The 24,723-nt window shown below is 72.3% G+C and carries 20 protein-coding genes; 8 read left to right on the top strand and 12 right to left on the bottom strand.

All coding sequences use genetic code 11. The features are described from left to right. Positions 1-55: 55 nt before the first annotated feature. The 5 genes from rlmB to AB0K03_RS15940 all read right to left on the bottom strand — a co-directional run bounded on the left by rlmB (position 56) and on the right by AB0K03_RS15940 (position 8,799). Positions 56-1,171 (bottom strand): 23S rRNA (guanosine(2251)-2'-O)-methyltransferase RlmB, encoded by a 1,116-nt coding sequence (rlmB, locus tag AB0K03_RS15960; protein ID WP_364684843.1) that lies wholly within the window; start codon positions 1,169-1,171, stop codon positions 56-58. Next, a complete protein-coding gene (cysS, locus tag AB0K03_RS15955) occupies positions 1,171-2,586 on the bottom strand; it encodes a cysteine--tRNA ligase (RefSeq protein ID WP_364684841.1) in 1,416 nt (471 codons plus the stop codon). The genes rlmB and cysS overlap by 1 nt, the downstream gene beginning before the upstream one ends. A gap of 91 nt (positions 2,587-2,677) precedes the next feature. Beyond that, positions 2,678-4,327, bottom strand: coding sequence for a S8 family serine peptidase (locus tag AB0K03_RS15950; protein WP_364684839.1), 1,650 nt, complete (start codon positions 4,325-4,327; stop codon positions 2,678-2,680). A 67-nt stretch (positions 4,328-4,394) separates the two neighbouring features. Next, complete coding sequence (locus AB0K03_RS15945) at positions 4,395-5,795, bottom strand: class II fumarate hydratase (RefSeq protein WP_364684838.1); 1,401 nt, start codon at positions 5,793-5,795, stop codon at positions 4,395-4,397. 52 nt (positions 5,796-5,847) lie between these two features. After that, positions 5,848-8,799 carry a BTAD domain-containing putative transcriptional regulator gene (locus tag AB0K03_RS15940; RefSeq protein ID WP_364684836.1) on the bottom strand — a complete coding sequence of 984 codons (2,952 nt, stop codon included), beginning with the start codon at positions 8,797-8,799 and terminating at the stop codon, positions 5,848-5,850. Positions 8,800-9,093: 294 nt separating this feature from the next. Here AB0K03_RS15940 and AB0K03_RS15935 point away from each other — a divergent pair, with 294 nt between their 5' ends. Then, entirely contained in the window at positions 9,094-9,603 is a 510-nt protein-coding gene (locus tag AB0K03_RS15935; RefSeq protein WP_364684834.1) for a hypothetical protein, read from the top strand. A gap of 199 nt (positions 9,604-9,802) precedes the next feature. On the opposite strand, the gene AB0K03_RS15930 is transcribed toward AB0K03_RS15935, so the two are convergent. From AB0K03_RS15930 to AB0K03_RS15920, 3 genes are all read right to left on the bottom strand, one after another. Then, positions 9,803-11,470: a fumarate hydratase gene (locus tag AB0K03_RS15930; RefSeq protein ID WP_364684832.1), complete on the bottom strand. Its 1,668-nt coding sequence runs from the start codon at positions 11,468-11,470 to the stop codon at positions 9,803-9,805. A gap of 70 nt (positions 11,471-11,540) precedes the next feature. Then, complete coding sequence (locus AB0K03_RS15925) at positions 11,541-12,854, bottom strand: hypothetical protein (protein WP_364684830.1); 1,314 nt, start codon at positions 12,852-12,854, stop codon at positions 11,541-11,543. 63 nt (positions 12,855-12,917) lie between these two features. Further along, positions 12,918-13,403: an Lrp/AsnC family transcriptional regulator gene (locus AB0K03_RS15920; protein WP_364684828.1), complete on the bottom strand. Its 486-nt coding sequence runs from the start codon at positions 13,401-13,403 to the stop codon at positions 12,918-12,920. Positions 13,404-13,491: 88 nt separating this feature from the next. Between AB0K03_RS15920 and hppD the strand changes: the two genes are divergently transcribed. The 6 genes from hppD (at position 13,492) to AB0K03_RS15890 (ending at position 19,859) form a co-directional block, all read left to right on the top strand. Next, the gene (gene hppD, locus AB0K03_RS15915; RefSeq protein WP_364684826.1) at positions 13,492-14,646 is read left to right on the top strand and encodes a 4-hydroxyphenylpyruvate dioxygenase; all 1,155 of its coding nucleotides are present in this window, start codon (positions 13,492-13,494) and stop codon (positions 14,644-14,646) included. 10 nt (positions 14,647-14,656) lie between these two features. Next, complete coding sequence (locus tag AB0K03_RS15910) at positions 14,657-15,532, top strand: RDD family protein (protein ID WP_364684824.1); 876 nt, start codon at positions 14,657-14,659, stop codon at positions 15,530-15,532. After that, positions 15,529-16,656: an RDD family protein gene (locus tag AB0K03_RS15905; RefSeq protein ID WP_364684822.1), complete on the top strand. Its 1,128-nt coding sequence runs from the start codon at positions 15,529-15,531 to the stop codon at positions 16,654-16,656. Before AB0K03_RS15910 ends, AB0K03_RS15905 begins: the two co-directional genes overlap by 4 nt. Next, a complete protein-coding gene (gene hisC / locus AB0K03_RS15900; RefSeq protein WP_364684820.1) occupies positions 16,653-17,729 on the top strand; it encodes a histidinol-phosphate transaminase in 1,077 nt (358 codons plus the stop codon). The genes AB0K03_RS15905 and hisC overlap by 4 nt, the downstream gene beginning before the upstream one ends. Before the next feature lie 72 nt (positions 17,730-17,801). Then, positions 17,802-18,914: an ROK family protein gene (locus AB0K03_RS15895; protein WP_364684818.1), complete on the top strand. Its 1,113-nt coding sequence runs from the start codon at positions 17,802-17,804 to the stop codon at positions 18,912-18,914. Positions 18,915-18,947: 33 nt separating this feature from the next. Next, positions 18,948-19,859, top strand: a complete 912-nt coding sequence (locus AB0K03_RS15890; RefSeq protein WP_364684816.1) for an endonuclease/exonuclease/phosphatase family protein — start codon at positions 18,948-18,950, stop codon at positions 19,857-19,859. Between the two features lie 8 nt (positions 19,860-19,867). On the opposite strand, the gene AB0K03_RS15885 is transcribed toward AB0K03_RS15890, so the two are convergent. From AB0K03_RS15885 to AB0K03_RS15870, 4 genes are read right to left on the bottom strand one after another with little or no spacing between them, the layout of a single operon-like run. Beyond that, positions 19,868-21,013, bottom strand: a complete 1,146-nt coding sequence (locus tag AB0K03_RS15885; protein ID WP_364684814.1) for a PQQ-binding-like beta-propeller repeat protein — start codon at positions 21,011-21,013, stop codon at positions 19,868-19,870. A gap of 15 nt (positions 21,014-21,028) precedes the next feature. Continuing rightward, positions 21,029-21,487, bottom strand: coding sequence for an SRPBCC family protein (locus AB0K03_RS15880; protein WP_364684813.1), 459 nt, complete (start codon positions 21,485-21,487; stop codon positions 21,029-21,031). A gap of 26 nt (positions 21,488-21,513) precedes the next feature. Continuing rightward, entirely contained in the window at positions 21,514-22,632 is a 1,119-nt protein-coding gene (fahA, locus tag AB0K03_RS15875; protein WP_364684811.1) for a fumarylacetoacetase, read from the bottom strand. Beyond that, positions 22,629-23,465, bottom strand: a complete 837-nt coding sequence (locus AB0K03_RS15870; RefSeq protein ID WP_364684809.1) for a hypothetical protein — start codon at positions 23,463-23,465, stop codon at positions 22,629-22,631. The genes fahA and AB0K03_RS15870 overlap by 4 nt, the downstream gene beginning before the upstream one ends. 78 nt (positions 23,466-23,543) lie before the next feature. Here AB0K03_RS15870 and AB0K03_RS15865 point away from each other — a divergent pair, with 78 nt between their 5' ends. Beyond that, a complete protein-coding gene (locus AB0K03_RS15865; RefSeq protein WP_364684888.1) occupies positions 23,544-24,698 on the top strand; it encodes a homogentisate 1,2-dioxygenase in 1,155 nt (384 codons plus the stop codon). Positions 24,699-24,723 lie beyond the last annotated feature (25 nt).

The raw sequence follows: 24,723 nt of genomic DNA, 5'->3' as shown, positions 1-24,723 counted from the left end.
ACCACTCGGCCCGTCACGTTACATGCCCGGTACGACGACTCCCCGGCGCGGCGGCTCAGCCGTACGTCCGGCGGCGGGAAACCTCCGCCAGGGTGACCGCCGCGGCGACGCTCGCGTTGAGCGACTCCACGGACGACGCCATCGGGATGCTCACCCGCAGGTCACAGGTTTCACCGACCAGGCGGGACAGGCCCCGGCCCTCGGAGCCCACCACCACGAGCAGCGGGCCCACGGCCGCCTCGAGCTGGTAGAGATCCGTCTCGCCGTCCGCGTCCAGGCCGATCGCCGTGAACCCGGCCTGCTGGGCCGCCTTGACGGCGCGGGTCAGGTTGACCACCTGGGCGACCGGCACGCGGGCCGCCGCGCCGGCGCTGGTACGCCAGGCGGTGGCGGTGATGCCGGCCGCGCGGCGCTCCGGCACGAACACCCCGTGCCCGCCGAACGCGGCCACCGACCGGATCACCGCGCCGAGGTTGCGCGGGTCGGTGACGCCGTCGAGGGCCACGAGCAGCGGTGCGGGCTGCTCCAGCGCCGCGGCCACCAGGTCGTCGAAGTTCTCGTACGCGAACGGCGGCACCTGCAGCCCGACGCCCTGGTGCAGCACCCCGCCGGTCATCCGGTCCAGCTCGTTGCGGCTGATCTCCAGGATCGGGATGCCGCGGTCGCCGGCGGTCCGGACGATCTCGGTGATCCGGTCGTCGATGTCGATGCCCTGGGCCACGTACAGCGCGGTGGCCGGGACCAGCGCGCGCAGCGCCTCCACCACCGGGTTACGGCCGAGCAGCAGCTCGGGACCTTCCTTGGTGGGGTTGGAACGGCGGCCCGGCGCGACGCGCGGACCGCGGCTCTGCATGCGGGCGCCCCGCTGCGGGGCCGGCCGGCCGGTGGCGCGGCCGCCGCCGCGGCCCCACGTGGTGTCCTTGGTCCCCGGGACGCCGACCTTGGGCGCGCGCCCTTCGGCAGCCGCGGCGCGCCGCTCCTTCTCCTGCTTACGGGCCGTCTTCTCGGGCAGCTTCTCGGTGCCCGAGTAGCCCTTGTGCCACGGCCGCTCGTCGGCCGGCAGGGTCTTGCCGCGCCCCTTGAGCCCGGCGCGGTTCTTGCCGCCCGAGCCGGCCGCGGCGCCCTTCTTCGCGGTGACGCGCTTGCTCGCGTTGCGGGAGTTACCTGGCATCAGTGCTGCTCTCCTACCGTCCAGCGCGGCCCGGCCGGAGTGTCCTCCACCTGAATTCCCGCGTTCTTGAGCTGGTCGCGCACCGAGTCGGCGGCCGCCCAGTCCTTGCGTGCGCGGGCCTGCGCCCGCTGCTCCAGCGCCAGCGCGACCAGCGAGTCGACGACCGGCTTGAGGTCGCCGCCGGTCTCCCCGCCGCCCCACGCCGGGTCGAGCGGGTCGAGCCCGAGCACCCCGAGCATGGCCCGCACCTCGGTCAGCGCGGCGCGGACCCCGGTCTCGTCCCCGGCCGCCAGCGCGGTGTTGCCCTCGCGGATCGTGTCGTGCACGACCGCGAGCGCCGCCGAGGTGTTGAGGTCGTCGTTCATCGCCGCGGCGAAGGCCGGCGGCACGTCCTTGGGCCGGCCGGCGCCGACCACCTCGACGGCCCGCTGCACGAAGCCCTCGATGCGCCGGTACGCCGTGGCCGCCTCGCGCAACGCTTCGTCGGAGTAGTCGATCCGCGAGCGGTAGTGCGGCACGCCCATGTAGTAGCGCAGCTCGACGGGGCGGATGCCCATCTCACGGACGGCCTCGAGATCGATGACGTTGCCCAGCGACTTGCTCATCTTGGCCTCGCCGAGGTTGAGCAGCGCGTTGTGCACCCAGTAGCGGGCGAACGGCAGCCCCGCCGAGCGCGACTGGGCGATCTCGTTCTCGTGGTGCGGGAACGTCAGGTCGAGGCCGCCGCCGTGGATGTCGAACTCGTCGCCGAGGTAGCGGCGGGCCATCGCGGAGCACTCGATGTGCCAGCCCGGCCGGCCGGGACCCCACGGTGAGGGCCACGACGCCTCGGCGGGCTCGTCGGCCTTGACGCCCTTCCACAGCGCGAAGTCCTCGGAATGGCGCTTGCCGCGCTCGGGGGCCTCGCCGGCCGACAGCATGTCCTCCGGCTTCTGCCCGGACAGCGCGCCGTAGTCCGCGTACGTCGGCACGTCGAAGTACACGTCGCCGTTGCCCTCGGCCGACTCGTACGCGTGCCCGCGGGAGATCAGCTCGGCGATCAGCTCGTGCATCTCCGGCATGTGCCCGGTTGCGAGCGGCTCGTACGTCGGCGGCAGCACGTTGAGCGCCCGGTAGTCGGCGTCGAGGACGAGCTTGTTCGCGTACGCGATCGACCAGAACGGGCGGCCCGTCTCCAGCGACTTGACGAGGATCTTGTCGTCCACGTCCGTGACGTTGCGGATGAACGTGACCTCGTAGCCGGACTGGACGAGCCAGCGCCGCAGGATGTCGTAGTTGACGCCGCTGCGCAGATGGCCGATGTGCGGCACCGACTGCACGGTGAGGCCGCACAGGTAGACACCGACCTGACCGGGCGTCTTCGGAACGAAGTCGCGGACGGATCGAGTCGCGGTGTCATGCAGCCTCATCGTCACCGTACAAGGGTACCGGCCCTCGGAAGCGGGAAACCGCCCCGCCCGGGGGACCGGGCGAGGCGGTTGTCCACAGCTTTGTCCACAGGCCGGGTCAGCGGCCGCCGACCGCCTTGTACGCGTCGACGATGCCGTGCCCGTAGAAGCCGTTGAACACCTTCGGCCCGGCGCAGTACGCATCGAACTCGGGGTCGTAACCCTCGTTGGCGTAGCTGCGCAGCCGCGGCTCGGGGCAAGCGGTCTTCTCGGCCGTACGGTAGAGCTGCGCCTCGACCAGGTTCGGGTTCATGGTCAGGCCGCCCCGCCACCAGTCGCGGTGGCCGTACTTGCTGACGATCAGCGCGGCGACGCCGGCGGCGTGCGGGGAGGCCATCGACGTGCCGGCGAGGTACGTGTAGTAGCCGCACTTGCCGGCGGCCGTGCAGTCCTTGAACACCGTCGGACGCGTCGGGTTGCCCTCGGCGTCGACCGCCCCGCTCTCCTGCAGAACCTTCAACGGGTACGAGGACAGGATGTTGTTGGCCGCCGAGTTGTACTGCGGCGTGCCGAAGAAGTCCCGCGTGAAACCGCCCGGGGCCGCCACGCCGACCTGCTCGGTGCCGTAGTTGGAGTACTGCGACTTCGACTTCGACGGGCCGACCGCCGAGACCCCGATGACGTGCGGGCCCTCGGTGGGCAGCGAGAAGCACGTGCGGTTGTCGATCGTCCGGTCGTACGGGTCACCGCCGTAGTCCGGGCTGGTCGTGTCCTCCTGCGGGTCGTTCAGGTTGTCGTGCTGGTTGCCCAGCGCGCCGACCAGCGTGACCCCGTGGCTGTGCGCGTAGTTCAGCGCCCGCTTCATGCCCGTGATGATCGCCCGCTGCTCGGCCTGCGCCTCGGGGGCGTCGGCCGGGTTCGAGGTGCAGTTGTAGAGCCACGGGTCGACGTAGAACGACATGTTGACCACGTCGATGCCGGCGTCGCCGGCGTAGGTGAGCGCGTTGACCACCGGGTCGAGGAAGAAGTAGCCGGAGTCCTGGCCGCCCTTGAGCTCGACCAGCGTGACGTTCGGGGCGACGCCGGAGACGCCGGTGCCGTTGGCCGCCGCGGCGATCGTGCCGGCCACGTGGGTGCCGTGGCCGTCGTCGTCGGTGCCGACCGGGTCGACGCAGCCCTCGACCTCGCACGGGCCGTCGATGTCCACCATGTCCGGCGCGAACACGCGGGAGAGGCGGTTGCTGAAGTTGGGCGCCAGGTCCGGATTGGACGCGTCGAGGCCGGTGTCGAGGACGCCCACGGTCACACCGCGCTCGCCCTTCTCGACGGCCCGGGCCTTGTCGGCCTTGACCATCTTCAGGCCCCACAGCTTGTCGTCCAGCGTGTCGGCGGCGGGCGCACCGGCCGGGCCGCGGCCACGCAGCGACTCCGTCACCGGCTGCTCGACCGCGGGCGACGTGCGGGGCGCGTACCCGAGGGGCCGGTTGGCGGACGCGCCGATCAGCGCGCCGGACTTCGCGGCGCGGATCTTGAAGTCGGCGGCGGCGGACGACACCCGGTAGGTGCCGACCGCGGTGTTGGTGGAGACCACCGTGCCGCCAGCGGCGGTGATGGCCGCGATGGCATCGGCGGTGGAGACGCCGTCGTCGGCCACGACGGTGTACTCGATGGCGGTGGCGGCGGCGGCCGGCGTGCCCGGCATGCCGACAAGGAATGCGGCGAGGCTCGTCGCGGTGGCGACGGCCCCGGCCGTCAGGCGTCTTCTCATGCTCCGCATTCCATCGAAGACCACGATCATTCACAAGGCCCGATCGCCGCCTTCTGCCGCCGTCCGGTCAGGGCCGGGTCATCCGGAGGACGTCGAGGGCCGTGTCCAGCTGTTCCTCGGTCAGCGTGCCGTTGGCGACATGTCCGCGTTCGATGACAACCGCCCGGATGGTCTTGTCTTCCTTGAGCGCCTGCTTCGCGATCGCGGCCGCCTCGTCGTACCCGAGGTAGCGGTTGAGCGGCGTGACGATCGACGGCGAACCCTCGGCGTAGCCCCGGGCGACGTCCTCGTTGACCTCCAGCCCGTCGATGCACCGGTCGGCGAGCATCCGCGCCGCGGCGGCCAGCAGCTTGATCGACTCGAGCAGGTTGCGGGCCATCACCGGCAGCATGACGTTGAGCTCGAAGTCGCCCTGCGTGCCGGCGAACGCCACGGCGGCGTCGTTGCCGATCACCTGCGCGGCGACCTGACGCACCGACTCGGGCACCACCGGGTTCACCTTGCCCGGCATGATCGAGGAGCCGGGCTGCAGGTCGGGCAGGCGCAGCTCGCGCAGGCCGGCGCGGGGACCCGAGCCCATCCACCGGATGTCGTTCACGATCTTGTAGAGGCTGACGGCGACGACCCGCAGCTGCCCGGACGCCTCGACCAGGCCGTCGCGTGCGCCCTGCGCCTCGAAGTGGTTGCGGGCCTCGGTGAGCGGCAGGCCGGTCGACTCGCGCAGCCGCTCGATCACCGCCGGGGCGAACCCGGGCGGCGTGTTCACACCCGTCCCCACGGCCGTGCCGCCGAGCGGCAGTTCGGCGAGGCGCGGCAGGGCGGCGGTGACCCGGTCGACGCCGTTGCGCACCTGGGCCGCGTACCCGGAGAACTCCTGACCCAGGGTGACCGGCGTGGCGTCCATGAGATGCGTACGGCCGGACTTCACCACCTCGGCCCACTGCTCCGCCTTGGCGCTCAGCGCACCCTCGAGGTGCTCCAGGGCCGGTACGAGATCCGAGGTGACCGCCTCGGTCGCGGCCAGGTGGATCGACGAGGGGAACACGTCGTTGCTGGACTGCGACGCGTTCACGTGATCGTTCGGGTGCACCGGCCGGCCCAGCTCCCGGGAGGCCAGCGTGGCGATCACCTCGTTGGCGTTCATGTTCGACGACGTGCCGGACCCGGTCTGGAACACGTCGATCGGGAACTGGTCGTCGTACCCGCCGTCCGCGACGTGCGCCGCGGCGGTGACGATCGCCTTGGCGAGGTCGTCGTCGAGCACCCCCAGAGCCGCATTGACCTGCGCGGCGGCCCCCTTGATCCGAGCCAGCGCCCGGATGTGCGAGGACTCCAGCCCGCGCCCGGAGATCGGGAAATTCTCAACGGCGCGCTGCGTCTGCGCCCGCCAGAGGGCATCGGCCGGCACCCGGACCTCGCCCATCGTGTCGCGCTCGATCCGGAATCCGCTCTCGTCAGTCGTCGTCACGATTCCATCCTGCCCCCGTTGCGGCCGGGACGCAGTTGATCCGTGCCACTGTTCAGCGGTCGAGCCCCGCGAGCCGGCGCCGCACCTCGAAGCGCTCGGGCACGCCGATCCGCTGGAAGATCTCCAGCGCCTGGGACCAGTGCCGGCGCGCCCCCACGGGATCCGTCTCGGCAAGACAGGCGGCAAGACCGCTCAGCGCCCTGCCCTCCTCCAGCGGGTGACTCACCCTGCGTGCGGTCGTCAGCGCCTGCCGATGCAGCTCCACTGCGCCTCGGACATCGTCGACCGCCCGCATCGCCGACCCGAGGTCGTTCGAGTATCGGGCCAGCCGGGGCAGCCACCCGTTCTCACGGCTCATCTCCACCGCGGTCAGATGCAGCTCGACGGCCCGGTCAGCTCGCCCACGCTCGAGCTCTACGCGACCCAGAAGATTCGTCGCTTCACCCTCATCGGTACGGATGCCGTGCCTGCGAGCGGCGGCGCGAGCAGCTCGGAGCGCACGCTCGGCGGAATCCAGTTCACCAAGTTGCAGCCGGGCGTGACCGATGACAATGAGCGCGTCGGAGACGAAGAAGGCGAGACGATTCTCCGCGAACCACTGCAGCGCGATCCGGCCGTGGCGCAGCGCCTCCCCGTAGCGGCCGACCACGACGTGGCCATAGCCCAGATGGGCCCGGAGCACGACCGGCGCGCTCTGGTGGCCGGAGCTCTGCAACAGCACGTACGCCCGCCGCCCCTCCTCGATGCCTTCGACGATGCGACCGAGTTGCATGAGGACGCCACTCAGGTTCGCACGGGCCCGTCCCTCGGCCGAGCGGTTGCCTGTGCGGATCTGGTACTCCAGCATGACGGTGATCCGGCTCAGCGCCTCGTCGCCGCGGCCCAGTGTGAAGTAGCCCGAAGCCAAGTAGTTGTTCATGACGGCCGCGCCGTACTCGTCGCCGGCCTCGGTGGCCGCAGCCAGACCTGCCGTACAGGTGGCGACGATGTCGGCGAAGTATCCGCGCTGGTACAGCTGCCGCCATGCGACGCGGGCCAGTCGCCAAGCCCTGCCCGGCTGTCCTGTCGCGGCGGCTGCACGGATCAGCGGGACCAGGCCGGTGCGGTGCTCCTCAGGCCACCCTGAGTCTTCCACCGCGAGCCTGACGAGCTCGGGCCTCACCGGCGGCTCCACCATGAGGTCCTGGCGGGCGTAGTCGCTTTCTCGGTCGAGTGCGAGCCGGCTTCCTACCTGCAGGTGGAGGTCGACGAGGTGACCCAGGGCGTCATGGACCTCAGGCGCGTCCAGGCCGCTTGCTAGGCCGGCGGCGTACTGACGGACAAGGTCGTGCAGGCGGTACCGCTGCGGCTGCGGCTCCTCGACGAGATTGACGTCGAAGAGGTCATCCAGCACGTCCTGGGTGTCGTCGTACGACAGGCCCGTCAGGGCCGCGACCTCGAGCGTGCCGAACCGCTCCACCGGATGCAGGCCGAGCAACCGGAAGACCCGCTTCGAACGCTCCGAGAGCTGCTCGAACGACATGGCGAAGGCGCTGGCGACCGCACGGTCCTCAGCGGCCAGTTCCGGCAGCGCGGCGTCACCCAGGCGCCGGAGCAGGTCGGCCACCTGCCAGCCGGGGCGGTGCGCCAGCCGGGCGCCGGCTAGCCGGATCGCCAGCGGCAATCCGCCGCAACGGCGCACCACCGCCTTGGCTGCCTCGGGTTCGGCGGCGACCCTGGCCCCGACAATCTTGGCAAGGAGATCCACCGCGTCCTCCTCGGTCAGGACGGACAACGACTCCGGCTGCCCACCGTCGAGACCGATCAGCCGCCGGCGACTGGTCACCAGGGTCAGAGTGGTCGGCGTGGCCGGCAGCAGCCGAGTCAGCTGGGAGCTCGACGCCGCGTTGTCAAGGATCACCAGCGCTCGCCTGCCGGCCAGCTCCGAGCGCCACAAGATCGCCCGGGCATCCAGGTCGGGCGGAATCCGATCGGCTTCGACACCGGACTGGCGCAGCAACGCCAGCAGCGCCGCGTCGGGCGTCAGCGGTTCTCCCTCGCTGTGACCCTGCAGATCCAGGAACAGGTGCGCGTCGGGATATCGGTCGGCGAGGATCTCCGCCACGCGCAGGGCCAGCGTCGTCTTGCCGCTACCGGCCATGCCGTCGATCGTCAGCACTCGGCTGTCCACCGCGGCCCCGAGCAGACGGTCGATGGACTCGTCCCGCCCGGTGAAGTCGCCCACCGTACGCGGCAGCGCACGGATCGGCTTGGCGGCGGGCCGAGCGCGTACGCCCAGACCGACGTCGCCGGTGAGGATACGCCGGTGGATCTCTTGAAGGGCCTCACCGGGCTCGATGCCCAGCTGATCACTCAGCAGGTCCCGGGCGCGACGGTACTCGGCGAGGGCGTCGGACTGCCGTCCGAGCCGGTAGAGCGCCAGCATCAGCTGGGCGCGCAGGCGCTCCCGGAGCGGCTGTCGCTCGACGAGCCCGGTCAGTTGCGGAACGAGGTCGCCTTCCCGTCCCGCCGCCAACTCCAGGTCGATCCAGTCCTCCAGCACCGCGCCGTGCTGTTCATCCAGCACCGCGGCGCCACGCCGCACGGTCGGGCTCTCGATGCCGGTCAGCGCGGGCCCCCGCCAGAGCGCAAGGGCCTCGCGATAGAGGTCGCCGGCTACCTCCGCATCTGACGCGGCCGCCGCACGGGCACGAGCGACGAGCCGGGCGAACTCGGTCGCATCGAGCCGATCCGGGCCGACGGCGACACCGTAACCGGCCGGGTCGCTCAGAATGACGTCTGGCGGCAGCACCCGGCGCAAGCGCGAGACACAGGTCTGCAGCTGTCCCCGCGCGGTCGCGGGCGGCGAATGGTCCCAGACAGCATCGATCAGCTGTTCCACACCGACGATCCGGCCGGCGTTGAGCAGCAGCACGGCCAGGACGGTCCGGTCGCGACCGGCGGTGATGGGCACGTCTCGGCCCGCGTCGGTCACCGACAGCGCCCCCAGAATGCCGAATTGCATGCGGTCACCTCACCTCATCTGCGGCCCGTACCCGGACCGGACCCTAACGTGAGAGCGCGACGACAGCGGGACGAGAGTCGGATACGGCAGTCTTCTGCAGGCCGTTCCGCTCCTCCACCTACCTCACGCCCCCGGAGGGGCGGGGCGGCCGCATCGGGGGCGTGCAGCTCGTTCACATCGCGGTGGGCGAGCTGTTCGCGTACGCCTCCCGGGGACGGCGTGGGTTGGACGGGGCAGCGGGTCGGAAGTATCGTCCCGAGGGTTTGGACGTCCCCGACGAACAGGATCTCTGCCATGCGACGCGCCCTTCTCGCCGCGACCCTCGGCGGTCTGCTCCTGTCCGGGGCGGCCTGCAGCAGCGACGGTGACGCGAAGCCGGAGGCCGGCGCCACCGCCGCCGCGCCGACGACGGCGCCCACCTCGCCGCCGCCGGACTACACGGCGAACACGAAGAAGGTCTGCGCCAAGCTCGACAAGATCTTCGACGCCGAGCTCGAGGACTTCGGCACGGAGATCGGCAAGATGATCGCCTACAAGGAGGCGAAGCAGGCCGACAACGCCGAGGCCGCGGAGAAGGCGGCGGGCAAGCAGCTCAAGGACGTCGGCGCGAAGATCAAGAAGGAGACGGCGGCCGCGCAGGACCCCGAGCTGCAGCAGGCGGGTGCGACCTCGGCGGCCAAGTTCACCAAGAGCGCGACCGACAGCAAGCTGTTCGACAAGATCAAGACCACGAAGGATCTGGACAAGGTCCTCGAGACCCAGATGACGAACTGGCTCACCCCGGTAGCGGGCTACTGCGCCTGACCGGCCCGCGGCCCCGGAAGCCGGCAAGGCGGCGGCCCCGGAAAGCCGCGCAAGGCGGCGGCCCCGGAAGACCGCGCAAGGCGGCGGCCCCGGAAAGCCGCGCAAGGCGGCGGCGCGAAAGGCTCCGGACGCTGCGCCTTCGAAGGCCGCACATTGCGGCGCCTTCCCAAGGTCCGCACGGCGGCGCGCCGCCGCAGGGTCAGCGGCGGCCGATGCTCAGGACCGGCTTCGTCACCTCGGCGAAGAAGTCGTTGCCCTTGTCGTCCACGACGATGAAGGCGGGGAAGTCCTCGACCTCGATCCGCCAGACCGCCTCCATGCCCAACTCCGGATACTCCAGCACCTCCACGTGCCGGATGCAGTCCTGCGCGAGCCGCGCCGCCGGGCCGCCGATCGAGCCCAGGTAGAAGCCGCCGTGTTCGTGGCAGGCCCGGGTGACCTGCGCCGACCGGTTGCCCTTGGCGAGCATCACCAGCGAGCCGCCCGCGGCCTGGAACTTCTCGACGTACGCGTCCATGCGGCCGGCCGTGGTGGGGCCGAACGAGCCGGACGCGTACCCCTCCGGGGTTTTGGCCGGGCCCGCGTAGTAGACCGCGTGGTCGCGCAGGTACTGCGGCATGGGTTCGCCCGCGTCGAGCCGCTCGGCGATCTTGGCGTGGGCGATGTCGCGGGCCACCACCAGCGGGCCGGTCAGCGACAGGCGGGTCTTGACCGGGTACTTCGCCAGCTCGGCGCGGATCTCGTCCATCGGGCGGCGCAGGTCGACGCGGACGACCTCGTCGGTCTCCAGCGCCTCGTCGGTGACGTCGGGCAGGAAGCGGGCCGGGTCGGGCTCGAGGCGCTCCAGCCAGACGCCGGACGGCGTGATCTTGGCGAGGGCCTGCCGGTCGGCCGAGCAGGAGACCGCGATCGCGACCGGGCAGGAGGCGCCGTGCCGGGGCAGGCGGATGACGCGTACGTCGTGACAGAAGTACCGCCCGCCGAACTGGGCGCCGATGCCGAAGTCACGGGTCAGCTCGAGCACCGCCGCCTCGAGCTCCACGTCGCGGAAGCCGTGGCCGGTCATCGAGCCGGCCCGGGGCAGGTTGTCGAGGTATTTGGCGCTGGCCAGCTTCGCGGTCTTCAGCGCGTGCTCGGCGCTGGTGCCGCCGATCACCACGGCCAGGTGGTACGGCGGGCACGCCGAGGTGCCGATGAGCCGCAGCTTCTCGTCCAGGAACTCCATCATCCGCGCCGGGTTCAGCAGCGCCTTGGTCTCCTGGTACAGGTACGACTTGTTGGCCGAGCCGCCGCCCTTGGCCATGAACAGGAACTTGTACGCGTCCGGCTGCCCGCCCGGGTCCTCCGCGTACAGCTCGATCTGGGCCGGCAGGTTGGAGCCGGTGTTCTTCTCGTCCCACATCGTCAGCGGCGCGAGCTGCGAATACCGCAGGTTCAGCCGGGTGTACGCCTCGTAGACGCCGCGCGCGACGGCCTGCTCGTCGAGCCCGTCGGTCAGCACGTGCCGGCCGCGCTTGCCCATGACGATCGCCGTACCGGTGTCCTGGCACATCGGCAGCACGCCGCCGGCCGCGATGTTCGCGTTGCGCAGCAGGTCGAGCGCGACGTACCGGTCGTTGGCCGAGGCCTTGGGGTCGTCGATGATGGACCGCAGCTGCGCGAGGTGCGCGGGGCGCAGGAAGTGCGCGATGTCGTGCATGGCCTCCGCGGTGAGCAGCGTGAGCACCTCGGGCTCGACGGTCAGGAACCGCCGGCCGCCGGGGCCCTCGACCACGTCCACGCCCTCGTCCGCGAGCAGCCTGTACTCGGTGGTGTCGTCGCCGAGGGGCAGCAAGGGCGAGTACGAGAAGGCGGCAGCTCTGCTCATGACGGGCAAGCCTAGGCCAGCACCGCCCGCACGTGCGAACCCGCGGGGTCAAGCCCACATACCGGTTCGATCACCGCGCGGGCGCCGACGCGTACGGCAGGTAGGCCATGTCGCGCCCGGAGACCAGGATCAGGCCGCCCGGCCCGGCCGCGAAGACCTTCGCGTCGGTCCGGGCCTCGGTCAGGACACCCCCGGTGCGCGGGCTCAGCGCGACGATCCGGCTGGGTTTCGCATCCGCGATGATCGCCGCGTACGGGGTCAGCGAAGCGGACGCTCCGGGATTGACCGTACGGCGCCACGCCACCGACCCGCGCGAGAAGGACCGGGCGGTGACCGTACGCTCGTCGGCGCTGCGGATGAGCGCGTACGAGTTGTTCACCGCGAGCACGGCCTGATCCTTCTGCCCGTGCCAGAGATCACGCCCGTCGTGCGCGGCGATGAGCTCCGGCCGGCCCACCGGGTCGACGCCGAGCACCACGTCCGAGCCGCCGGCCGGATCCCGCTCCTGCTTGCAGTCGTTGGTCGCCGTCCGCAGGTTGAGCCCGTCGCGCTGCCACACGGGCTGCCCCGACGGCGGGTCGTGGGCGACGACGCCGTAGTAGCAGGTGCCGTCGCGGGCCTCGCCGGTCACCGTGAGCACCCGGCTGCCGACGACCGCGACGCGCTGGTTCCGCGACGGCGTACGGGTCAGCGCCACCCGCCCCTGCGCGGTGTCGATGATCTGCACCTTCCCGTCGCCGGGCAGCCCGATGAGGCCGGGCAGCGGCTTCGGCCCGGCGGCCCGCGCGTCGACCCGGTCGTTGCCGATCGGCTGGGTGTCGGGCAGGTCGGGGTTCGACGCGTTGAGCACGAACCCGATGCCGGCCGTGGACACCGTCCACATCGGTTTGGTGCCGCGCGGCTCCCAGGCGGTGAGCTCGCACTCGCCGGCCGCGGGGCAGCGCAGGTCGAGGATCGCGTCGGCGTACGTCCACACCGCCGTGGCCGCGGTGTCGCGGCGCCGGACCGCCCCGGTGGCCGGGTCGAGGACTTCGTACCCCTTGGTGAGCAGCCGGCCGACCACCACGACCGCGTCGGAGTCCCCGCCGGCGACGCCGGCCCAGTCCGCGTCGGACTTCCACAGCTGCACGCCGGCGGTCAGCCCGTACGCCTCGACCGAGGTCCGGTATTCGACGACGACGGCGCCGCCGGTGATGGTGACGCTCTGCGGCGATCCGCCGATGGCCGTCTGCCAGGTGGCGACGCCCGGGGCGATGGGGTCGCTCTGGGTGATCCACGACCAGAGCTTCGGGAACGGGTTCCACACCCCGGTGGTGGCCAGCACGATGACGACCACGACGCCGACCAGCGCCACGCTCTTCGCCGAGGGACCACCCGAAGCCACGCCGGACACGGTAACGAGATCGACAACCGCCGGCGGTTAGCCCGAATAGCCCGTGTCGACGGCTTATGCTCCGCTGGCCGCCCTGACCAGCGGGATCGTCCGGTACGGGATCTGCTCCGCCAGCGCGATGATCGTCGAGGCCCGCAGGATCCCCTCGTACGCCAGGATGCGGTCGATCACGCGCTGCAGGTCGGCGTTGGAGCGGGCCACGATCCGGCACATCAGGTCGCCGGAGCCGGTGATCGTGTGCGCCTCCAGCACCTCGGGGATCTCCGTGAGGTGCGCGGTCACGGCGGTGTGGCCGTACCGCTGGGAGATCTCGAGGGTCACGAAGCTCATCACGCCGAAGCCGATGGCGGCCGGCGACACGTCGGGGCCGAAGCCGCGGACCGCGCCGCGGGCGGTGAGCTTGTCCAGGCGCGCCTGCACAGTGCCGCGGGCGACGCCGAGGCGCCGGGACAGCTCGAGGACGCCGATGCGGGGCTCCTCGGCGAGCGCGGCCAGCAGCCGGCCGTCGAGGGCGTCGAGGTGGACATCTTGTACAGCCATGATACGACCAGACTCTACCGAATGCGCAGACTGGCCAGCCGGGGAACGAACAGTTGCCTAGCGCTGTGACCTGGGACAACCTCTCGTCATGACGCAGATGATGGAACACGCCACGACTACCGCCGACGTCTTCCCCGTCAAGGGCGTCGACTACCTCCAGTTCCTCGTGGGCAACGCCAAGCAGGCGGCCCACTACTACTCCACCGCCTTCGGCATGACGTGCGTCGCGTACCGCGGTCCCGAGCAGGGCTTCCGCGACCACGCCGAGTACGTGCTGGTCAGCGGCTCCGCGCGGTTCCTGATCACCGGCGCCGTGCACGCCGGCGCGGCGGGCTCCGACCACGTCACCAAGCACAGCGACGGCATCTACGACATCGCCCTCGCCGTCCCGGACGTCGACAAGGCGTACGCCCACGCGCTGTCCGCCGGGGCCCGCGGCGTCGCCGAGCCCCACGACGTCACCGACGAGCACGGCACGGTGCGCATCGCCTCGATCGCCGCGTACGGCGACACGGTCCACTCGCTGGTCGACCGCTCCCGCTACACCGGCCCGTTCCTGCCGGGCTTCGTCGAGCGCGGCCCGATCGTCGACCGGCAGCCCGCGATCGACGCCGGCCTGCAGCCCAAGCGGTTCTTCCAGGCCGTGGACCACGTCGTCGGCAACGTCGAGCTCGGCAAGATGGACGAGTGGGTGGAGTTCTACGCCCGCGTCATGGGCTTCACCAACATGGCGGAGTTCATCGGCGACGACATCGCCACCGACTACTCGGCGCTGATGAGCAAGGTCGTCGCGGACGGCAGCCGCAAGGTCAAGTTCCCGCTCAACGAGCCGGCCGTGTCGAAGCGCAAGTCGCAGATCGACGAGTACCTCGAGTTCTACGACGGTCCCGGCGCCCAGCACATCGCCGTGGCGACCAACGACATCATCGCCAGCGTCGACGCCATGCGCGCGGCCGGCGTGGAGTTCCTCGACACCCCCGACTCGTACTACGACGACCCCGAGCTGCGCGCCCGCATCGGCGAGGTCCGCGCGCCGATCGAGGAGCTCAAGAAGCGCAAGATCCTCGTCGACCGGGACGAGGACGGCTACCTGCTGCAGATCTTCACCAAGCCGGTCCAGGACCGCCCGACGGTCTTCTTCGAGCTGATCGAGCGGCACGGCTCGCTCGGTTTCGGCAAGGGCAACTTCAAGGCGTTGTTCGAGGCCATCGAGCGGGAGCAGGAGCTGCGCGGAAACCTGTAACACTGTTCCCGTGACCGAAGCGAACGACGACGCCCCGGCCGCGGGCCGCCCGGAACCCGGGCCGGTCCGCGCCCCGGCGCCGCAGCCGGCCGACGGACCCCCGGCGCCGCAGCCGGCCGACGGACCCCCGGCGGCCGGCGAGGTGCCTCCGGCGGGCGAGCCCCCGGCGGCCGGCTCCACCCCGGCGGCCGGTGGACCCGCACCCGCCGGTGGACCAGGACCCGCCGGCGGGCCGCCGCCTGGATACGCCGGGCCGGCGGGACCGCCACCCGGCTACCCGCCGCACTACGGCCCACCCCACCAGTACGGCCCGCCCCACCAGTACGGCCCGCCCCAGTACGGCCGGCCCGGCTGGGCGCCGCGGCCGGTGCCGCTGAGCCCCGACGGCCGCCCGCTCGCCGACTTCGGCACCCGGCTGCTGGCGTACATGATCGACGGAGCCCTGCTCACCGCCGTCGCCATGCTGCTGTTCCTGCCGGTCTTCATCTGGCTCTTCGTCAGCGTGCTGCCGGAGGTGACGCCGCACGAGACGTTCGCGCCGGACCCGCCGGACTTCGGTGCGATGTTCCTCAAGTTCGCGCTCGCCGAGGCCGGCCTCGTCGTGTTCCTGCTGGTGGCGTACTACGTCTACTACGTGGAGATGATGTTCCGCACGGGTCAGACCCTGGGCAAGAAGCTCATCAAGGTACGGGTCGTCCCGATCGTCCCCGGCGCCACGCTGACCCGGGGCATGGCCGCCAAGCGCTACCTCATCGAGTTCGTCGGCGGCATCATCCTGCCGTTCTTCAGCTACGTCGACGGGCTCTGGCAACTGTGGGACAAGCCGTACCAGCAGACCCTGCACGACAAGGTCGCTCAGACCGTCGTGATAAAGGTTGCGCCATGAGTTCGCTGCCCGCCGGTTGGTACAAGGACCCGGCCGACCCCTCGACCCAGCGCTGGTGGGACGGCGAGGGCTGGCTGGGCAAGGCCATCCCGGCGGACCAGACCCCGCCCGACGGCCCGCCGCCGGCCGAGGAGGAGCCGCCCGCGGCCACCGAGCCGGTCACCCCGGCGGCGCCCGCTGCGGCTCCCGGCGTGCCGCCCGCACCGGCTGCCCCGGGTACGCCGCCCGCAGGAGCCCTCCCCCCGCCCGGCTGGCCCGCGCCACCGCCCGGCTGGCAGCCACCGCCCGGCTGGCAGCCACCGCCGGGCTGGCAGATGCCTCCCGGCCAGCAGATGCCTCCCGGCCAGCAGATGCCTCCCGGCCAGCAGATGCCCCCTGGCCAGCAGCCGCCCGCCGGATGGCAGATGCCACCCGGATATCCCGCGCCGCCGGCCGGGTACCAGGTGCCGCCGGGATATCAAGTGCCCCCGGGATACCCCGTGCCGCCGGCCGGTTGGCAGCCGCCGCCGTTCCCGTACCCGTACCCTGTGCAGGCCCGGCCGCACGGCATGGCGCTCGCCGGTCTGGGTCGCCGCCTCGTCGCGCGCCTCGTCGACATCGCCGCCGTGCTCGTGCTCAACGTGCTGGTGAACGGCTGGCTCGCGTATCAGTGGTGGCTCGAGGTCGAACCGATCTTCCGCGCCGCGATGAACGAGCCGTTCGCGACGCCCGAGCCGGCCTCCGTCCGGTCCATGTACCTCATGCTCACGATGCTGTTCGTGACGACCGCGCTGTGGCTCGCGTACGAGGTGCCCGCGCTGGCCAACAGCGGGCAGACCCTCGGCAAGCGGCTGCTGCGGGTGAAGGTCGTCAAGCTGGAGGACACCACCCCGCTCGGGTTCGGGCGGGCGTTCCGGCGCTGGGGACGGCTCGGCATGTGGACGCCGCTCTGGAACTGCTACGGCCTGGGGTTCGTGGCCCAGCTGATCGACTCCGGCTCCGTGCTGTTCGACCAGAAGCTGCACCAGGCGCTGCACGACAAGTCGGCGCGCACCGTCGTGGTCGCGGTGCCGCCGGGCCACCACCAGCAGGCCGCCCCGGCGACGCCGGAGAACGCCGAGGATCCCACCGGAGGAAGACGATGAGCAGGCTGACCCGCGCCGACCTGGATGCGCTGCCCGCGTACGTGCCCGGGCGCAACGTCGCCGACCTGGTCCGCGAGCTGGGCCTCGCGGAGGCGATCAAGCTGGCGAGCAACGAGGTGCCGTTCGGCCCGCTGCCCGGCGTGGCCGAGGCGGTCGCCACGGCGGTCACCCAGTCGCACCGCTACCCGGACATGGGCGTGGTGGAGCTGCGCGACAAGCTCGCCGACCGGTACGGCGTCAGCCCCGACCGCATCGTCACCGGCTGCGGCTCGGTCGCGCTGGCCGAGCACCTGGTCAAGGCCACCTGCCTGCCCGGCGACGAGATCGTGTACGCGTGGCGCTCCTTCGAGGCGTACCCGATCATCTCGGCCGGCGCGGGCGCGACGAGCGTCCGCGTGCCCAACACGCCCGGCCACGGTCACGACCTGCCGGCGATGGCCGACGCGATCACCGACCGGACCCGGCTGGCGATCGTCTGCAACCCGAACAACCCGACCGGCACGAGCGTCCGCCGCGCCGAGCTGGACCGCTTCCTCGACGCCGTCCCGGACGACGTCCTGGTGGTGCTCGACGAGGCGTACCGGGAGTTCGTCACGGACGACGAGGTGCCCGACGGCCTCGAGACGTACGGCGACCGCCCCAACGTGGTGGTGCTGCGCACGCTGAGCAAGGCGTGGGGCCTCGCCGGCCTGCGGGTCGGCTTCCTCGTCGGCCAGCCGGAGGTCGCCGCGGCGATCCGCAAGGTCCTCACCCCGTTCTCCACGAGCCTGGTGGCGCAGGCCGCCGCGCTGGCCGCGCTCGACGCCGAGGACGAGGTACGCCGCCGGTGCGCCATCGTCATCAGCGAGCGTGAACGCGTCACCGAGGCGCTGCGCAAGTTGCTGCCCGACGTGCCGTCGAGCCAGTCCAACTTCGTGTGGCTACCGCTCGGCGACCAGGCGGCGGCGTTCGGCGCGGCGTGCGAGAAGCGCGGCGTCATCGTCCGGCCGTTCCAGGGCGACGGCGTCCGGGTCACCATCGGCACTCCGGACGAGAACGACGCCTTCCTCGCCGCCGCCGAGGCGGCTCTCTAGGGGTGTCTTCCCCCGAATCGGGCGAAACAGGATGAGGATGGGGGTCCAGGGCTCGCCAGGAGGGGGAACGGTGTGACGACGCGCGCGACCGAGCTGCTGCGGGTGGTGCACGCCCGTCCCGGGGTCACCCGGGCGGACGCGGCCCGGCTGATCGGCGTCGGCACCGGGGCGACCACGGAGCTCGTCGGCCGCCTCGGGCAGGCCGGGCTGCTCGCCGAGGAGCCCGCCGCGCCCAGCGGGGCCCGTGGCCGGCCGACGACCTCGCTCATCCCGCACCCTCGCGGGCCGTTGATCGCCGCCGCCTCCATCACGCACGAGGCCTGGCGCGTCGACGTCGTCGAGCTCGGCGGCGGCACGCTGGCCACCGTGCGGGAGGAGGTCGGCGGCCACAGCGGCGGCGAGGTGGTCGCGGCGATCGGGGCTGCGGTGACGCGCCTGCGACGTCAGTACGGCGACCGCATCCGCGGCATCGGCATCTCGGCGCCCGGCACGGTCTCCCGCGACCTCGTGCTGGACGCGAGCGCCCTGGGCTGGCACGACGTGGACCTGGCGGCGGCGTGGCCGGGCGCGGAGATCTTCGTGGCGGGCAACGACGCGACGCTGGCGGCCTCGGCCGAGTCGCACCGCGGGGTGGCGGTGGGCGCGTCGGTCGCCCTGCACCTGCGGATCGAGGCCGGTCTCGGCGGGGCCGTGGTCAACGGCGGTCAGGTCCTGGTGGGGGCGCTGGGCGCGGCCGGGGAGTTCGGGCACATGCCGTTCGGGGACCCGGCGGTGGCGTGCCCGTGCGGCGCGTACGGCTGCTGGGGCACCGCGGTCGACGGTTCGGCGCTGGCCCGGCTGCTGGGCCACGACCAGCCCCGCGACCCCGTCTCGTACGCCCGCCGCATCATCGCCGCGACGGACCCGGAGCCGGCGGCCGCGACGGCGACCGTGGCGGCCGCCCTGGGCCGCGGCATCGCGGGGCTGGTCAACGGGCTGGACCCGGATCTCGTGACGCTGGGCGGCCTGGGCGCCGACCTGCTGGCCGCGGCGCCGCAGCCGCTGGAGGAGGCGTACCGGGCGGGCCTCATGGCCTTCCGCCGGGCGTCACCGCCGCCGGTGCTCGCGGCGGCGCTGGGCGACGACGGGCCGCTCGCGGGCGCCGCCGAGGAGGCGTGGACGGCCCTGTTGGCGAGCCTGGTCTGACGAGCGGTTGCACCGGGCTGCGACCATCCGGCGGTGCGCTGGCGAGGGTTCGGGGTGGTGGCCGCGGCCGTCCTGGTCGCCGGATTGCTGGCCGGGCACCCGCTGATCCCCGACCTGCCCGGGAACCCGGGAAGTGTCGTGGAGACGTTCCTGCCATGGCTCGGGCTCAGCGTTCCCGTGTTCGCGGCGCTGGGCTGGTGGCGGCGGCCGCGACTCGCGTTGCCGGCCGTGCTGCTGCCGTTGATCGCGTGGCTCGTGCTCTTCGCCCCGGCGCTGCTGCCCGATGACGAGCGGCACGACCTGATCGCGGTGCAACACAACGCCAGCGACGAGAACCGTGACCCGGCCGGGACGGTGCGGGAGTTGCTGCGGGTGTCCCCCGACCTGGTGGCGCTCAGCGAGGTGCTTCCCGAGGCGCTGCCGGCGTACGACGCGGCGTTCGGGGCGGCCTACCCGCATCGTGTGGTGCACGGGACCGTGGCGTTGTGGTCACGCCACCCCGTCGTCGAGGAGGCCGCGCTCGACATCAGGCCGCAGGCGTTCGGGCCCGACTGGAACCGCGGCCTGCGCGCGGTGATACGCACCCCGCTCGGCGAGGTCGCGGTCTACGTCACGCATCTGCCGTCCGTACGCATGGGGGTGAGGGGTTTCGCCACAGCGCCCCGGGACGAGAGCGCGGCCCGGCTCGGCGCGGCGCTGCGGGCCGAGCGGCTCGACCGGGTGCTGCTGCTGGGCGACCTGAACGGCACCGTCGACGACCGCGGCCTGCGGCCGGTCACCGCACGGCTCACCACCGCGCCGGCCTTCGCGTTCAGCTGGCCCGCGAGGTCGCCCGTGGCCCGCATCGATCAGATTCTGGGCCGCGGGCTGACCGTGACGTCGCTGTGGTCGCTGCCGCGGACGGGTAGCGACCACCTGCCGATCGCGGCGCGCGTCCGTTTCTGATCGCTGGATCAGATCGCGGCGATGACGGACGGATCCATCGTGTAGTAGTCGCCGTCCTGCAACCGCTCGATCGCCACCCACGCGTCCGTGACCTGCCAGAGATGCGGCTGCCACGGCTCGACGCGCTCCCTCTCGACGTACATCGGGAAGGCCGCGGTCCGGGTGCCGGTGCCCGCGTCCAGCACCACGACTCGCCGGTCGGGGGTCAACAGGACGACCTTGGTTCCGCGTACGCCCAGCACCTGAGCATCGCCCGCCCAGCGCCAGGTCGCCGCCCCGGAGGCGGTCACCGCGCCGCCCGACGCGGTCAGGACGAGGTTGCCGCCGGCGGTCGCCTCCGGCGCGTCCAGGGCCGGCGTACGCACCGGCCGCGGCCCCCCGGTCAGCCAGCCCTGCCCCGCGGCGTCGCGCAGACCGGCGCATCCGGACCGGGCCACGTCGCAGCCCACCGGCGTCGACGGGCCCACCGGCCAGCCGCGGACCGCCTGGCCCGAGGCGACCTCCCAGGCCCCCTCGCCGCAGACGAACTGGCCACCGCCGGTGACGAACGGCGCGGCGCAGCCCCGCGGGAGGGTCAGCGTCCAGCGCGGGGAGCCGTCGGCCGCGGAGAACGCGAGCACCTTGCCGCCGCCACCGACGAGGACAGCCGAGCCGGCGCCGGGGACGGCCCCGGCGGCCGGGCCGGCGACGTACAGGCCGGGTGGGGTCCAGACGGCGGTCGCCCCGGTCCGGTCGCTGAACGGCTCGCCGGCCGGGACGCGCGCCCGCCAGGCGACGGTTCCGGTACGCCCGTCCAGCGCGATCAGCTCGCCGTCCGTCCAGCGGCCCACGACCGTGCTGCCGACGGCGACGACCCCGCTGACCTGGGCCGGCCAGCGCCGGTACGACCACAGCGGCGTGGTCGTCATCTCCTCGCCCACCGGCCCGTCGGCCTTGATCAGGCGTTTGCCGGCGTACACCCGGAGGCGGTCGTCGACGATCAGCGGGGCCTGCGTGACCTTGCCGGTGGTTCCCGGCGGCAGCGCGACCGCGACCGGGTACGCGCCCCTCGCCGGCTCGAGCACCTCGGCGGGGGCGAGCACGCGCCAGCCGATCAGCCCCGCCGCGGCCAGCACGACGAGGGCGGCGAGCGCACGCAGCAGGTTCCGGGTCACCCCCGGGACAGTAATTCAGGCGGCGGCGGCCAGGTCGTCGAGGTCGCGGCGCAGGGCTCCCTCGACCGTACGCGCGGCGAGCCCGCCGAAGACCAGCGCCAGGAACCGGCCGGCGGGCGCGGTCGGCGCGCCGTCCTGCACGACGGTGACCATCGTGCCGCCGCGGTGCCGCCCCTCGATGACCGGCACGAACGTGTACGTCATCCGGTAGTCCGCCCCGATGCCCGGCGACACGACCACGAACCGTTCGGGCACGACGCACTCGCGTACCCGGAACTCCTCGGTGATCTCCCCGCCGTCGGCCATGGTCCGGGTCTCCCGCCACACCGTCCCGGCGCCGAACGGGCCGGGGGTGAGCAGCTCGACGCGGGTGACCGTGGAGAGCCACTCGCAGCGGCGGGCCAGGTCGGTGAAGACCCGCCACACCTCGACGACCGGCGCCTCGACCAGCCGGGTGACCGCGACCGTGGACATGGTCACAACTTACGGGGAGTTGCGCGTCAGGGACAGACGGTTCCGGTCACCTCGCCCAGGCCGATTGTGCCGCCATGTGCACCGCTGGCGGTCGCGCTGATGGTCACGGTGTCGCCGTCGAGCAGGAAGCTCCGGGCCGAGCCGTCGGCCAGCGTGACCGGGTGCTCGCCGTTCCACGTCAGCTCAAGGAGGGAACCGGCCTCCTCCCGGGCGGGCCCGGAGACCGTCCCGGAGGCGTAGAGGTCTCCGGTACGCACCACCGCCCCGTTGACGGTCAGGTGGGCGAGCTGCTGGGCCGCGGTCCAGTACATCTGCGCGAAGGGTGGCGTGCTCACCTGCGTACCGTTCCATTCGACCCGCAGCCGGACGTCCAGGGCCGGACCCGGCGGAAGCAGATACTCCTGCGGCGCGGGGTCCTGGGCGGGCGGCGGCAGCTCGGCGAAAGCGGACAGCGGCACCACCCAGGGCGACACCGAGGTGGCGAACGACTTGCTGAGGAACGGTCCCAGCGGCTGGTTCTCGTACGCCTGGATGTCCCGGGCGGACCAGTCGTTGACGAGCACCACACCGAAGACGTGCTCGGCGAAGTCGGCGGTACGGATGCGCCGGCCCGGCACCCCGACGACGAACCCGACCTCCGCCTCGATGTCGAGGCGTTGCGAGGGACCGAAGACGCCCGGGCCCAGCTGGCCTGCGGGGCGGGCGATGGGCGTACCGGAGACGACGACCGTGGCGGCCCGGCCGTGGTAGCCGATCGGCAGGTGCTTCCAGTTGTCCCGCAGCGGCGGGCTGCCGGGGCGCAGAATCTTGCCCACGTTCGTGGCGTGGTGCTCCGAGGAGTAGAAGTCCGTGTAGTCCGCCACGTCGAACGGCAGGTGCAGCTCCACGTCGCTCAGCGGGATCGCGGGCAGCGTCGGCGCTACCTCGGCGATCCGCGTGCGGATGGCAGTCCACTGCGGGCGCCCCAGGGACATCAGCACGTTGAGCGACGGCTGCCGTAGCGCGCCGCCCGCGAGGATGAGGTCGTCCGCCTCCGCCCGGGACAGGTCCAGCACCGCGTCGCCGAGCCGTACGCCGATCCTGCGCGCGCCGCCAGGGGTGGAGAAGACGCCGTAGGGCAGGTTCTCCAGGCCGAAAAGGGTCACTCGTAGCCACCGTTGATCAGGCCGAGCCGGATCAGCTCCGTCACCGGCTCCAGCAGGTTGCCCGTACCGAATCCCACCCACAGCGGCCGCTCGTCGTCGCGCCGCGCGCGGGCCGGTTCGACCAGCGGCAGCGGATGCGTGGCCGCGAGCACCTCGGCGACCTCGGCGACCTCGCCCCCGTCCGCCGCGAGCGTGGCGGCGACGAGCACGTTGAGGAAGCCGTGGTGGGTGAAGCCGGTTTCCGGGTCGGTGTGCCGCAGCGCGTGCCGCAGTCCCGCGGCGAGCTTGAACGGCAGGTCCCGGTCGCGGCACGCGCAGATCACGGCGGCCAGCTCGACGGGGGTGGGGAACAGCTCGGCCGCCAGCCCGCCGACGCGGAACTTGGGTCGGATCGCCAGCCCCTCGGCGCGGGCGGCGGCGACCGTGTCGAGCGCGGCGAGCAGGCCCCAGCTGAGCGGGATCTCGGCGTAGACCTGAAGGTCCGGCTCCTGTGCCGCGAGCGCGCGGAGCGCGGCGAGGCCGGGCTGGGGATCTTCGCCGCGGCGCGAGACCAGCGCCTCGACCTGGCCCACGGCCGCGCCGGCAGCGCGCATCTTCGCCAGCGCCGCGGGCAGGGCGCTGATCGCGGCGTCGTTCACCACACCCACGGCCAGGCCCTGGGTGGCGACGTCCAGCGATGACGGTACGAGCAGAGCACCGACGATCCCGGCATACCAGGCATCCCGGTGCCTACGGTGTGCCGCCAGCGCCTCGGGGACGCTCAGCAGGGCCGGCGGAAGCAACGACGCATCGTCCACGAGGCCGGCGAAGAGCCGTGGCACGAGCGTTGACACGAATACTGAACCTAATGGACGCTTCGAGAGCCGGACAACACCGTCCGTAATGTCAGTTTCCAAGGGGTGATGGCAACGATGCCGTACTACCGCAGCGTCGGGGAGATCCCCCGTAAGCGGCACACCCAGTTCCGCCGGCCGGACGGCGGGCTCTATGCCGAAGAACTCATGGGCCAGGAGGGCTTCTCCTCGGACTCGTCCCTGCTCTACCACCGGTACGCCCCCACGGCCATCGCCTCGGCCGAGGTGTACGAGCCGCCGGCCGCCGGGCAGAGCCCCAACCTGCCGTTGAAACCGCGGCACCTGCGGACGCACAAGCTCGACACGGGCCCGGCGGACGCGGTCCTGGGCCGCCACCCGCTGCTCGCCAACGGCGACGTCCGGATCGGCTATGTGGTCGCAGACCGGCCGTCCCCGCTCTACCGCGACGCCGTCGGCGACGAGTGCCTGTACGTCGAGGACGGCACCGCGACGATCGAGACCACGTTCGGCGCGCTGACCGTGGGCTCCGGCGACTACGTGATCATCCCGACGTCGGTGGTACACCGGATCGTGCCCGACGGCCCGGTACGGATGCTGACGATCGAGGCGACCGGGCACATCGGGCCGCCGAAGCGCTACCTGTCCGTACGCGGGCAGTTCCTGGAGCACTCGCCGTACTGCGAGCGGGACATCCGCGGCCCGGGCGAACCCCTGCAGGCCGAGGGCGAGAACGTCGAGGTGTACGTCAAGCACCGCGCGGGCTGGACCCGGCACGTGTACGCCCACCACCCGTTCGACGTGGTCGGCTGGGACGGCTGCCTCTACCCGTGGGCGTTCTCGATCCACGACTTCGAGCCGATCACGGGCCGCCTGCACCAGCCGCCGCCGGTGCACCAGACGTTCGAGGGCCCGAACTTCGTGGTGTGCTCGTTCGTGCCGCGCAAGGTCGACTACCACCCGCTGGCGATCCCGGTGCCGTACAACCACCACAACGTCGACTCGGACGAGATGATGTTCTACACCGGCGGCAACTACGAGGCGCGCCGCGGCTCGGGCATCGAGCAGGGCTCGATCTCGCTGCACCCGTCCGGCTTCACCCACGGGCCGCAGCCGGGCGCGGTCGAGCGGGCCATCGGCGCCGAGCACTTCGACGAGCTCGCCGTCATGGTCGACACGTTCCGGCCGCTCGACCTCTGCGACGCGGCCCTGGCCGTCGAGGACACCGCGTACGCCTGGACCTGGAACAGGTAGAAGAAGGCGGGGAGCCTGCGGCTCC

Source organism: Actinoplanes sp. NPDC049316, from assembly GCF_040677315.1.
Lineage (GTDB): Bacteria > Actinomycetota > Actinomycetes > Mycobacteriales > Micromonosporaceae > Actinoplanes.
The sequence above is the reverse complement of the archived record's forward strand: the minus strand, read 5'-3'. Positions and strand labels throughout refer to the sequence as shown.